This is a genomic window from Mucilaginibacter sp. P1_A3 (genome assembly GCF_056406855.1).
Genome location: NZ_JBFTZJ010000003.1, coordinates 490,805 through 504,417 on the forward strand (window position 1 = coordinate 490,805; position 13,613 = coordinate 504,417).

The window sequence follows — 13,613 nt, forward strand, 5'->3', positions numbered from 1 at the left end:
ATGAAGAGATTATTTACGCTTACCATCTGTTTTTCACTAATTCATATTATCCATAGTAACGCGCTCCCGTCTGTACGTCAAACAAGTCGTTTCAATGTATTGCACAGTGAAATTAATGTTGATACTACTATAGTGCCGGTTATTAACCATCCCTTACCTATTGGTGCGCAGGGTGGCATTTATAAGCGTCGGTTAGATTCTGTCCGCAAGGATATTCAGCTTGATTACAATGAATATGTACAGAGTTATATAGACCTGTACATGCATAACCGCGATGAAATGGGGCAGGTAGCGGGCTTAGCCAAATATTACTTCCCTATTTATGAAAAAGCTTTTCGCGATGCCGGTATTCCCGAAGAAATAAAATTCCTATCCATAGTGGAGTCAAAACTTGATCCTAACGCGGTATCAAGAGTGGGGGCTACCGGACCATGGCAGTTCATGTCAACCACCGGGAAAACCTACGGCTTAAATATGGATAGCTACGTTGATGAACGCCGCGACCCCATACAGGCAAGTTACGCTGCCGCTGCATATTTAAAAGATGCCTACCAGGAGTTTGGCGACTGGCTGCTTGCTATTGCATCATACAACTGCGGCAAAAGCAATGTGGAACATGCCGTTGAAAAAGCAGGGCCCGGCAGCGATTTTTGGGCTATCCGCCAGTATTTGCCTGCAGAAACCCGTGGCTACGTACCAGCTTTTATAGCCATGAATTATGTAATGAACTACTATAAGAGACACAATATAGTAGCGCAGGCCTGTAATTTTTCATTAAAAACGGACACCGTAATGGTGAAAAAGTTTGTATCGCTTAGCAATGTCGCCTTGGCCTTAAATGTAGGCATAAACGAATTGGCCATACTCAACCCGGCTTATAAGAGGTTAATAATCAATGGCACGCCGGCAGCGCCCCGCAGACTTATTTTGCCACAAACATCCAAAGAAAATTTTGCAGCTTTATATAACGTATTAAACGGTACAACTGATGCTGTTGCACCTATGGCTATTACAAGGCCTGTTTATGCCGCAACAACAAATACAAGCACCGACAGCAAACCCGAACGCCGGATGCCAACACACCACAAGGTTAAAAGAGGGGAAACCTTAGCAAGTATTGCCGATAAATATGGAGTTGAAATCCATGATCTTAAACTTTGGAATAACCTGGAGAGCAACCGTGCCCCGATAGGCCAAACTATTAAAGTTGCTGCCGGCGGTGATATTTCGGCAAGTGTTTCTGCTCATTCAAACACAGGTTTGTAAGCGAAAGATAATATCCGGTAAAGGAATAGCCCGATTTTGACATCATTCAAAGTCGGGCTATTTTATTTCAGGTTACCATAAAAAGAATTGTAATTTTGGGCGCTTGAATTTTGATAAAGATGAACAAGAACAACCGTAAACAGGACGCACTGAACTACCACTCCATGGGGCGCCCCGGAAAGATAGAAGTAGTGCCCACAAAGCCTACCAATTCGCAACGAGATTTAACCATGGCCTATTCGCCCGGTGTTGCAGAGCCTTGTCTGCGCATTGCCGAAAACGTGGACGATGTATATAAATACACAGCCAAGGGTAACCTGGTTGCCGTTATCAGTAACGGAACAGCTGTATTGGGTTTAGGAAATATCGGTCCTGAGGCCAGTAAGCCTGTAATGGAAGGTAAAGGCTTGTTGTTTAAAATTTATGCGGATATTGATGTTTTCGACCTGGAGGTTAACGCCAAAACGGTTGATGAATTTGTAACGATAGTAAAGGCATTAGAGCCAACCTTCGGTGGTATCAATCTCGAAGATATATCTGCCCCAACCTGTTTTGAAATAGAACGCAGGCTAAAGGCCGAAATGAAAATACCCGTAATGCATGACGACCAGCATGGTACGGCCATTATATCGGGAGCGGCTTTAATGAATGCCTGCGAAATTCAGGGTAAAAAGCTTGATAAAATAAAAATGGTAGTTAATGGTGCAGGCGCCGCCGCGGTGTCATGCTCAAAAATGTACCTGTCATTAGGGGTTAAAAAAGAGAACCTCGTGATGTTTGATATCAACGGCCTGTTATCCCTGGATCGTACCGACCTGGATGATACCCGTATGCAGTTTGCAACCGACCGTACCGACATCAAAAACCTTTTTGATGCCATGAAAAATGCCGATGTGTTTGTTGGTCTTTCTGCCGGTAACGTGGTTACGCCTGATATGCTGAAGCAGATGGCCAAAAAGCCGGTTGTTTTTGCAATGGCCAACCCGGTACCCGAAATTGATTATGACCTGGCCATTAAAGCCCGCGAAGATATAATTATGGCAACAGGCCGGTCTGATTATCCTAACCAGGTAAACAATGTATTGGGTTTCCCTTATATTTTTAGGGGGGCGCTTGATGTAAGGGCTACCGCCATTAACGAGGAAATGAAGATAGCTGCCACGCATGCTATTGCCGAGATGGCTAAAAAGCCGGTTCCTGAAGCGGTTAACCTTGCTTATAATATTACCAACTTAAAATTTGGCAAGGATTATATTATCCCCAAACCAATGGATCAGCGATTGATCACCGAAGTATCAATGGCAGTTGCCAAAGCCGCTATTGATTCTGGAGTGGCGCGTAAGATAATTACCGATTGGGATGCCTATGCAGAGGAGCTTAGAACACGCCTGGGTACAAATGATAAACTGCTGCGTAACCTTACCGCTAAGGCCAAGCAGAGCCCTAAACGCGTTGTTTTTGCCGAAGCAGATAATTATAAGATCTTAAGATCGGCCCAGATAGTGAAGGATGAGGGTATTGCTACCCCGATACTACTGGGTAATATAGATAAGATAAAACAGATCATGCGGGATAATGACCTGGATCTGGGTGATGTGCAGATAATTGACCCGCGCGAAGGCTGCGAAAATATGGAAGACTACGCGGCGTATTTGTACAAGAAACGCCAGCGAAGAGGTATCACCTTGTATGAAGCCCGGAAATTGATGAGTGATCGTAACTATTACGGCGCTTGTATGGTTCAGTTTGGCAGGGCAGATGCATTGATTTCTGGTTTAACTAAAGATTATGTTACCACCATTAAACCGGCGTTACAGATCATTGGTACCGAACAGGGTGTAAACCGGGTTGCCGGTATGTATATGATGATAACACCAAAAGGGCCTGTGTTTTTTGGCGATACCACGGTAAATGTAAACCCAACTGTTCAGGAATTGGTGGATATAACGGTGTTGATAGATCGCTCTGTTAAGCAATTTAACATCAAGCCAAGGGTTGCTTTACTATCGTACTCCAACTTTGGCTCAAACGAAGGGGAGATACCTGAAAAAACAAGGGAAACTGCAAGAGTGCTGCATGAAAAATACCCCGATATGGTGGTAGACGGAGATATGCAGGCTAACTTTGCCCTCAACTCAGATCTGCTGGCTGATAATTTCCCTTTTTCTACCCTGAACGGAACACCTGCCAATACATTGATCTTCCCTAACTTGGAATCAGGTAATATTGCCTATAAATTGTTACAGGAAATAGGCGGGGCCGAGGCAGTTGGTCCTATACTATTGGGCCTTAAAAAACCGGTGCATGTATTACAATTGGGTAGTTCGGTTCGCGAGATTGTGAACATGGTTACCATTGCCGTAGTTGACGCCCAGGCTAAAGCCGGCCGGGAAAAGCCAACAAGTATTTTTGAGAAACTTAAAGGGAAATAATAATAATATTATGTACGATTATATTGGTGGTAAACTTGTTTTTAAAAGTCCGTCGCATGTTGTTATTGATGCCGGAGGCATAGGTTATCATATTAATATTTCGTTAAATACATATTCGCGCCTTGGGGCCGATGAAAACTGCCGGCTTTACATATGGCAGCATGTAAAAGAAGATGCGCTCACCCTATACGGCTTTGCCGATGATGGTGAGCGCCGCTTATTTATGCACCTGATATCTATATCGGGCATAGGGCCCAATACCGGCCGAATGATGTTATCGTCAATTACGCCTGCCGAAATACAGGCAGCAATAGTAAGTGGCAATGTTTCGCTTATACAACGCATCAAGGGTATTGGCCCAAAATCGGCACAAAGAATAATTCTGGAGCTGCAGGATAAGTTACGCAAGGAGGGCCCTGATACCCTAACCGTTGTGCCAATAAATAAAACAGCTAAAGATGAGGCACTTACCGCCCTGGTAATGTTAGGCTTTGCAAAAAATGCTGCCGAAAAGGTATTAGAGCAACAGTTGAATAATAATAGTGGAGATTTAACCGTTGAACAGCTGATTAAGTTTGCATTAAAAACCCTATAATTACGTATAATTTCGACTTGACATTTGATTAGAATATTTACTTATAATATTATTATAAGTGTGTTGTTAATTTTCGCCTTCGGCGGGCTGGGGAGTGCTTTTGCTCAGCAGCCGGTTCCGAATGCTAAGCCCGATACAACACAAAAAAATGCGCCCCTCAACTTAGCTCAACCCAAAAATGTTAGGCTCAGGGAAGGTATTTTCAGTTCTGACCCTCCGGGCCTGGTGCGTACCATTGAATATGATGCCACATCAAACCGGTATATTTTGTATGAACGGGTAGGTAATTTACTATATCGACCGCCGCAATACCTCACTTTTGCCCAGTACTTAAAGCTAAAAGAAAAATCAAACCAGCGCAGCTATTACCGGCAGCTGGCAGATAATTATGCTTACGACTCACAGCAACCGGGCTTTATTCCGGTTATAAAAGTGCGGAGCCGAACTTTTGAGCAGATTTTTGGAAGCCAGAATATTGACATCCGCCCGCAGGGTTCTGCGGAGATGATAATGGCGGGGCAGGTTAACAAAAATCAAAATCCTTTATTTAATACCCGGCAGCGTAGCCAGTTCAATTTTAATTTCGATCAAAAGATCCAGCTAAACGTAACCGGTAATATTGGCGATAAGTTAAAGATTACTACCAATTATAATACCGATGCCCAGTTCCAGTTTGAAAACCAGGTAAAGCTGGATTACACCGGATCGCCGGATGAGATCATTCAGAAGGTAGAGGCTGGAACAGTGAGTATGCCTTTAAACACCACACTTATTACCGGCAGCCAGGCACTTTTTGGTATTAAAACAAAACTTAAATTTGGTCGGCTGGATGTTACCAGTATTTTGTCGCAACAGCGGTCGCAATCAAAAACCATTACCATCACCAATGGGTCGCAGCAGGGAGAATTTAAACTTACCCCGGCTGATTACGAGGCTAATAAGCACTTCTTTTTATCGCAATACTTTCGTAATAATTATAATAAGGCGCTGGCCAATATTCCCATCATCAGTTCCAATATCAATATTACCAAAATTGAGGTATGGACAACTAACCGCACCAATGTAACTACAGATTCAAGAGATATATTAGCTTTTCTTGACCTGGGCGAAAATAAACCTTATAACACATCCCGGATACAGGGAGGCGCTGGTTTCAGCGGCTTGCCAGCCGGTTTTAAAGGGCCTGGTTTTGCGCAGCAATCAAACTCATTGCTAACCAATTTACCTGCTGATGCGCGGCAAACAAACTCAAACGCTGTTGCCAGCTACTTTCAATCAACAGGGAGTACAGATAATTACGCCAAGCTTACCTATGCGCGTAAACTTACCGATAAAGAATATACACTGCATCCGCAGTTGGGCTACATCTCTCTTAATTATCCTTTAAATAATGATGAGGTGCTGGCCGTTGCCTACCAATATACCATTAACGGTGTACAATACCAGGTGGGTGAGTTCAGCAGCGATGTGGCGGTTAACCCCAGTACACCCAAAGTGCTATTTGTAAAGTTGCTGAAGAATGAGTTGCTGAAAACCAATTTGCCATCCTGGGATCTGATGATGAAAAACATCTATTCGCTGGGTGCTTACCAGATAGCGCCAACCAATTTTAAACTTACTGTTACCCGGCTTGATGATAAATCCGGTATCGAAAAAACGGTGATGGAGGAAGGGGTAAATACCAAGGGTAAACTATGGCTGCAGGTTACCGGGCTTGATAACCTTAATCAACAAAGCGATAAACAGCCCGATGGTTATTTCGATTTTTTAGAAGGCGTAACTATCGATTCGCAAAACGGGCGGATAGTTTTCCCAACAATTGAACCTTTTGGGTCTGACCTGGCCTCCAAGTTCACAGCCGGAGAAACCGACCTGGCGAAGCGATATGTTTACCAGCCTTTATATGATTCAACCAAAACCATAGCGCAACAGTATTTTCCCGCCCTTAACAGGTATGTAATAAAGGGGACTTATACCTCAACCGGCGGATCGGAATACCAGTTAAATGCGGTGAATATTCCCCAGGGATCAGTAACAGTAACGGCCGGTCAGCTTAAATTAACCGAAGCTACCGATTATACCATTGATTATAATGCCGGGCGGATAAGGATCCTTAACCAGGCTTTGTTATCGTCGGGGCAACCTATTAGCGTAAAGCTGGAAAATAATGAACTGTTTGGCGTTCAGCAAAAGTCATTATATGGGTCAAGGTTGGATTATCATGTAAATGATAAGCTGGCATTAGGCGGAACCATTATGCACCTTACCGAGCAACCCATCACCCAAAATGAAATTGCCGGCGAAGAATCTATTTCAAATACGATATGGGGTTTTGATGCCAACTACAGTTCAGATTCGAGGATGTTAACCCGTTTGGTTGATAAAATTCCATTTATCCATACCAAAGCACCTTCATCGGTTACTTTCTCGGGCGAGTTTGCCCAACTATTGCCGGGTAGCCCCGGTGCATTGAATTTTGCAGGCTCCAAAAACGGAACATCATACCTCGATGATTTTGAAAACAGTCAATCCATTATTGATATAAAGAGTGCCAATGCCTGGCAAATATCGGGCACGCCGCAGTTATTTTCAGAAGCATCCATGTTTAATGATCTTAGCTATGGCTACAATCGCGCCCGGCTGGCATTTTACAACATCGACCCTATATTTTACACCAATTCGGGTAATATTCCCATGTCTCGTGCAGAACTGTCAAATCATTATGCCAGGCAGGTTTTGGAGCAGGAGGTGTTTCCATACAAACAATCAGCCACAGGGCAGCCTTTAACTTTGGCTACGCTAAATATGGCCTTTTACCCCAACATACGCGGGCCTTATAACTATGCAACCAGTGGTTTTAATGCTGATGGTACATTACAGAACCCCAAAACACGTTGGGGGGGTATGTTCAGGAAACTGGAGACTAATGATTTTGAATCATTAAACGTATCATACATTGAGTTTTGGGTACTTGATCCGTTTATATATAAACCAAATTCGGCCGGTGGGGATCTGTATTTTAACCTCGGGAGCATATCTGAAGATATATTAAAAGATGGCCGTAAAAGTTTAGAGAACAGTTTGCCCGTAAATGGCGACCAGACCCAGGTTGACGAAACCAACTGGGGCAGGGTATCCAGACTGCAACCGGTTATTAACGCTTTTGATAATAATCCCAGCGCCCGTAAGTTACAGGATGTTGGTTTAGATGGACTGAATGATGTTGATGAGCAAACTAAATTTGCCCCGATAGTAACCCAAATTAAAGGGCAATTGAGCGGGCAGGCTGCTACCAATTTTGCTAATGACCCTTCATCGGATGATTATCAGTATTACCAGGGTGCCGCGCTTGACCAGGCAAGGCTGGGTATTCTTGACCGGTATAGCAAATACAACGGTACAGATGGTAACTCAAAAACATCTGAGCAATCTCAGGCCGATCTGGGGATCCAAAATTCAGCATCAACTTCATTGCCGGATGGGGAAGATATTAACCGGGATAATAACATGAGCCAGGAGGATTCATACTTTCAGTACAAAGTATCTATCCGCCCGGGGGATATGATAGTTGGGCAAAATAATATCAGCGATAAGGTTACTGCCACCATAAAGCTGCCCAATGGTACTACACAATCTGTAAACTGGTACCAGTTCAGGATCCCGATAACTGATTATCAGAGCAAGGTGGGTAATATTGATGATTTTAAAGCCATCCGTTTTATGCGGATGTTCATGACCAATTTTGCCGATACAGCCATATTGCGTTTCGCAACCTTACAGTTGGTACGCGGCGAATGGCGTGCTTTTAATATCGAAAAAAATCCCCTTAACGTAATTGCAGATCCTGCGATAAGCAACCCGCCGATAGATAATTCAACCCTGGATGTGCAGGCCGTAAATATTGAAGAAAACGGTAACCGTACGCCTATCCCGTATGTGGTGCCACCGGGCATACAACGTCAGCGTAATTATAACAACCTGCAAACTAATACCAAGCTTAACGAGCAATCATTATCATTAAATGTAAAAAGCCTGCGCGATGGTTATTCAAGAGCCGCTTTTCGTACTTTTTATAACGATCTGCGTAAATACAAACGCATACAGATGTTTGTGCATGCCGAAGGCGATATGTTAAAAGATAACGACCTTAACGCGTTTTTACGCCTTGGGGTTGATTACCAGGATAACTATTATGAGTACGAGGTTCCGCTTAAAATTACGCAGCCAGGCACCCATGATCCTGATGCGATATGGCCTGATGTAAATGCCATTGATTTGGAACTGGGCCTGCTTACCAGGGCAAAACTTAAACGTAACCACTCCAACGTTGCGTTTAACCAGGTTTTTAAATATACCGAAGGTAACCAGGTAGTTTATATAAAAGGGCAGCCCGATCTGAGCCGCTTGCGTACCATTATGGTTGGTGTGCGTAACCCCTTAAAAGGCGATCAGCCTTCGGCTGTAGATGATGGCCTGGACAAAACCGGTACCGTGTGGTTTGATGAATTGCGCTTAACTGATTTTGATCAGCGTGGCGGCTGGGCGGCAACTGCAAGGCTTGATACCAAACTTGCCGATTTTGCTGATGTTACGGTATCGGGCAGTAAAACTACAGTCGGGTTTGGATCGCTGGATTCCAGGCTGAACGATAGGAGCCAGAGCGATGACCAGATATATGATATATCGGCCACTGCCGAACTGGGTAAGTTTTTCCCGGATAAAAGCGGTATTCATATTCCTGCGTATATCAATGTATCATCGCAAAAAAGTATGCCCCAATATGATCCCGGCTCGCCGGATATAGAGTTAAAGCAAACTCTTGCTGCGGCTACAAGCGCCCGGGAGCGCGATTCGATCAGGAACGCGGCCGTTGATTATACCATGCGCAAGAGTATCAACTTTACCAATGTGCACAAGTCCAAAACCAATCCAAATTCGCCAAGCCGTATCTGGGATGTGGAGAACCTGAATGCCAGTTATGCCTATACCCAATTTATGCACCATGATTTTACTACCCAAACCGATCTGGAAAAATCATACCGTTTTACATTGGCTTATAATTATACAAACTCACCTAAATACTATAGTCCATTTGCAAAAATTATCAAGAGTAATTTACTGGCGCTGGCACGTGATATCAACTTTAGCATACTGCCAACAAGGTTAAACTTTAGTATCAATTTTGATCGCTTTTATTCAGAAAATACCCTGCGGGACAATGACCCCAATAACTTTATCCCGATACCAACCACAACCTTTAATAAGTACTTTAATATTACGAGAGTATACGGCATCGGCTGGAATTTGTCAAAATCATTACAGCTGGATATTGATGCTACAAACTTATCGGTGGTTGATGAGCCTGCGGGGCGCATTAATGGCTTAAAACGCGATACGCTTTGGGATAACCTTAAAAAATTGGGGCGTACCACCAATTACAACCATACCATTAACCTGAATTATACCCTGCCTATCAATAAAATTCCGGGGCTCGACTGGACATCGGTGGTAACCCGTTATAGCGCGCATTTTAACTGGCAAACACAGCCGTTGTTTGCCTTGAATGATCCATCGTACGATGTAGGTAATAGTATAAGTAATTTGCGCGAGATACAGGTGAACCCTACTTTTAACATGGTTTCACTGTACAATAAATTCCCTTTTATCCGCAAGGCCGGTAATCCAAATGCCCCGGGCGGACTAAGTAAAGTTTTGATCGGGCTGTTAACAAGTGTTAAAAACCTTAGCGGTACCTACTCGCGAAAACAAGGTACATATATACCGGGTTATTTGCCTCAATCGGGTATTTTTGGTCAGAATAGCGATTATAACGCACCCGGTATAGGGTTTTTGCTGGGGAGTCAGACTGATATTCGCGCCAAAGCTGTAGCCAATGGCTGGATTACCACAGATACCCTGCAAAATCAATTATATACAACATCGCTTAATGAGGATATGCATTTTAGGGGAGTGATAGAGCCATTTAAGGATCTGCGTATTGAATTGATTGCATTTAAAACGCAGGACCATAATTACCAGTCAAACTTTAAATACCTGGCGGCTACCAATAGTATCCAGTCATTAAGCCCGGTAACAACGGGTAATTACAGTATCTCTTTTTTAACAATCGGTACTGCATTTAAAAAAACTACAGGCATTGATAATACTTCGCCGCTGTTTCAGCAATTACTGGCAAACCGTACCATTATATCGGGAAGGCTGGCTGCCCAAAACCCCAATTCAACGCATCTGATAGATTCTGCCGGGTTTGTGGATGGGTACGGCCAAAACTCGCAGAACGTATTGGTGCCTGCTTTTTTAGCTGCCTATACCGGTAAAAAAGCAACCAAGAGCAGTACTTCACAGTTTCCTAAAATACCTATTCCCAACTGGGATATCAGGTATAGCGGCTTGGCTAAAATTCCATTCTTTGCTGATTTTTTTGATTCCTTTGATCTGAGCCATGGTTACCGGTCATCTTACAACGTAAGTGGCTTTACCAGCCTGCTGCAATACCAGGAAGCTGCCGGTGCCAGCAGTGCGCGCGATTTAAACAACGATTTTTTGCCGCTTTACCAGTTTTCGCAGGTTACCATATTTGAGCAGTTTGTGCCTTTATTGGGGGCCAACGTGAGGTTCAAAAACAGTATGACCGCCAATATGGAGTATCGCCAAAGCCGAATGCTTAGTTTAAGCTTGCTCAATAGCCAGCTGGCCCAGCAAAACGAACGCATAATTGTTTTTGGCTTTGGTTATCATACAAAAAACTTCCACTTTCCATTTGGCTTGTTTCCGGGTGGCAGTCCTAAGGATGTTAATTTTAAACTTGATTTTTCGCTGCGCGATAATAAAACGCTTATTTATCGTGCCGATGTTGTGGCTGCCGAAATATCATCAGGCGCGCAAAATATTACCGTAAGGCCATCGGTTGATTATGTGATCAATCAGCGTTTTAATCTTAACCTGTTTTATGATTCAAACATCACCCGGCCTTATACATCACAAACCTTTAACACGGCATTCACTAACTTTGGGATAAACCTAAAACTGTTGCTTCAATAGTATTAGGAGATTTGGCAATTTGAAAATGGCCCACATTTAAGAGGCTGCCTAAAAATAAATGAACCGATCGTCATTGAGTTTTACTATCCAGGGGATAGTGAAAGGGAAATTACCTTTGAAAAGTTTGTCATTCTGAGCATCGCGAAGAATCTATTTACAGACTGTACCGGGCGAATATGTATGGCGAATAGCAGATCCTTCACTACGCTCAGGATGACAAAAAGTTTTTTTGCGAACACGTCATAGGTAGGCACGAAGCAATGACACGCGGATATCTACTTCATTAGAAGTATAAAAAATCAAATTCAGGCAACCTCTACTAATTTTCAAATTTTCTCATCCTCAAATTTTCAAATTTTTTTCAATTCCTTGTCAAGCTTGCGCTGGGCTTTACGTTTTTGGCGTTCAGCCTTTTTAATGAGCCGTTCCTGTTTGTTTTTATTGTGTTCGGCTATCCTGTCATTGGTAGCCTTTTGGTTTTTTTTGTCGAGACCCACGGCAGGTTTTATCCCTTCCAGTAATGTTCTCCATAAAGTTTTAAAGAAGGGCGATTCCTTTGGTCGCAAATAGTTAACATTGGTACTTCTTGGAGCCCTGCTGATATCATCGGGGTTGTTGCGTTTTATAACAAACAAGTTGGCAAATATTGACATCAGCGCCTGTTTCTTTAACTGGTTGTTTGCGGTATCGGCCTTTAAAAGAGATATTTTTAAATCGTTATAAAGTAATGTTACGTTACCCTTAAAAGCTTTACTGTTGGCCTTGATATCAAAACTGAATTGTTTGATATCGCCCGATGTGATCTTAACCATTGCCAGTGGCACCGAGGCCTGGTTAATTTTATTTGCACTCATTGGGCCTAAGGTACCCTTATAGCTAAATGCGGCATCTTTATCAGTTAGGTTAAACATAAACTGCACATCAAGCCGGCCACGGTTCATGAAATAGGAGGTTAGCTTGGCGGTAGTTAAATTGTTTTTTTCGATAGCCTTTTCATTGCTGGTGATGTTATAGAAATGGCCACTGGTGTTGTTAAAGCTAACTGTACCTGTTTTTTTTGAATCAACATTAAATTCAGAATATTCTACATTCACACGTTTTAAACGTACGGTATCAATTCCCAAATCGGCATTTACCTTGCGGAGTATCACATTAGGGAAGGTGTTTATTTTATCGGTGACAAGTCCTTTTTGTTTGTTTGGATTGCCAAATACTCTCAGCATACCGCCATTAAGTTCCATGCTTGTTGCTCTAAATACGCGGTATTTGTGGTATCTTAAAAAATCAAAGTTGTTAAGCTTTAACGAATCCAGGTTCAGGGTAAAGCGGTCGCTTTGGCTTTTGTTAAAGAAAATGTTTGTTTTTGCAGGCTCAAGCTGCAAGCCCTGAATTGTTAATTTGGATGTTTGGGTAGATAGCTTGAGGTACTTTATTTTATAATCATAGAGCCCATTGGTTGTTTTACCGGTATAATTATTAAGTTCGGTAACTATATCTTTACAATTCAACAGGCGGCTTTTGTCATTTTGTGTAGCCGAATCAATAAGCAGGTCGGTTGCGCTCAGGTTCATTTCCTTAAGTTCGGATATAACCAGTTTATGGCCCGAGTAATCTTCATATTTAAATTTTACATCATTAAAGTAGATGTGCCCAACCTGGATGGAGTGAAGGCTTTTGGAGATCTTTTGCCATGCTGTTCGATGGTCCTTTTCAATAGTATCCTTTGTATGGTTAAGCTGATAGCTGATATTAAGTTCGGGCTGGTTTAATATAATTTTATTGATTTTTAACTTATGCCCCAGGTAATAGCTAATGGGGTGCACATGCAATAAGATAAGTCGTTTAACATGTAATGTTATCAGGTTGTTAGGTGCCAGGTGCTGCCTTTTTTTACGGTTAAAAACGGCGGTATCGGGTATCAGGCTGATATTGTAAATGGTGACTTTCCCTTCAAGTAGATGCAGTTCCGCATCAGAAAAATCGGCCCGGTATAAACTATCGCTGCCGGTTAAAACCGCCTCACGCACTTTATTGGCTAAAATGGGCGATAAATAATGGTTAAGAATTATAGCGATAAGAAAGATGATCGCAACCGGTATCAACACAAAATTAAATACTATTTTTTGCCACTTATGCTTTAAAAATCTAAGCTTCATTTATCGATGTTCCTTTGTTTTGACGTATGACCTGCGGCTTTATACGTATTGAATCAGAAATATAACAATAAATTTTTGATTTTGTTAAATACTGACAATATG

Annotated in this window: 5 protein-coding genes; 4 read left to right on the forward strand and 1 reads right to left on the reverse strand. The window is 42.6% G+C overall.

The window, feature by feature from the left end; all coding sequences use genetic code 11:
* The 4 genes from AC1D0K_RS08725 to sov all read left to right on the forward strand — a co-directional run bounded on the left by AC1D0K_RS08725 (position 1) and on the right by sov (position 11,355).
* A complete protein-coding gene (locus tag AC1D0K_RS08725; protein ID WP_477441614.1) occupies positions 1-1,266 on the forward strand; it encodes a lytic transglycosylase domain-containing protein in 1,266 nt (421 codons plus the stop codon).
* A gap of 119 nt (positions 1,267-1,385) precedes the next feature.
* Entirely contained in the window at positions 1,386-3,698 is a 2,313-nt protein-coding gene (locus AC1D0K_RS08730; RefSeq protein ID WP_477391934.1) for an NADP-dependent malic enzyme, read from the forward strand.
* Positions 3,699-3,708: 10 nt separating this feature from the next.
* Positions 3,709-4,293, forward strand: a complete 585-nt coding sequence (gene ruvA, locus AC1D0K_RS08735) for a Holliday junction branch migration protein RuvA (protein WP_477391935.1) — start codon at positions 3,709-3,711, stop codon at positions 4,291-4,293.
* Between the two features lie 60 nt (positions 4,294-4,353).
* Positions 4,354-11,355, forward strand: coding sequence for a T9SS outer membrane translocon Sov/SprA (gene sov / locus AC1D0K_RS08740; RefSeq protein ID WP_477441610.1), 7,002 nt, complete (start codon positions 4,354-4,356; stop codon positions 11,353-11,355).
* A gap of 350 nt (positions 11,356-11,705) precedes the next feature.
* Here the strand turns inward: sov and AC1D0K_RS08745 are convergent, their stop codons facing one another.
* Entirely contained in the window at positions 11,706-13,511 is a 1,806-nt protein-coding gene (locus AC1D0K_RS08745; protein ID WP_477391937.1) for a hypothetical protein, read from the reverse strand.
* Positions 13,512-13,613: the final 102 nt, after the last annotated feature.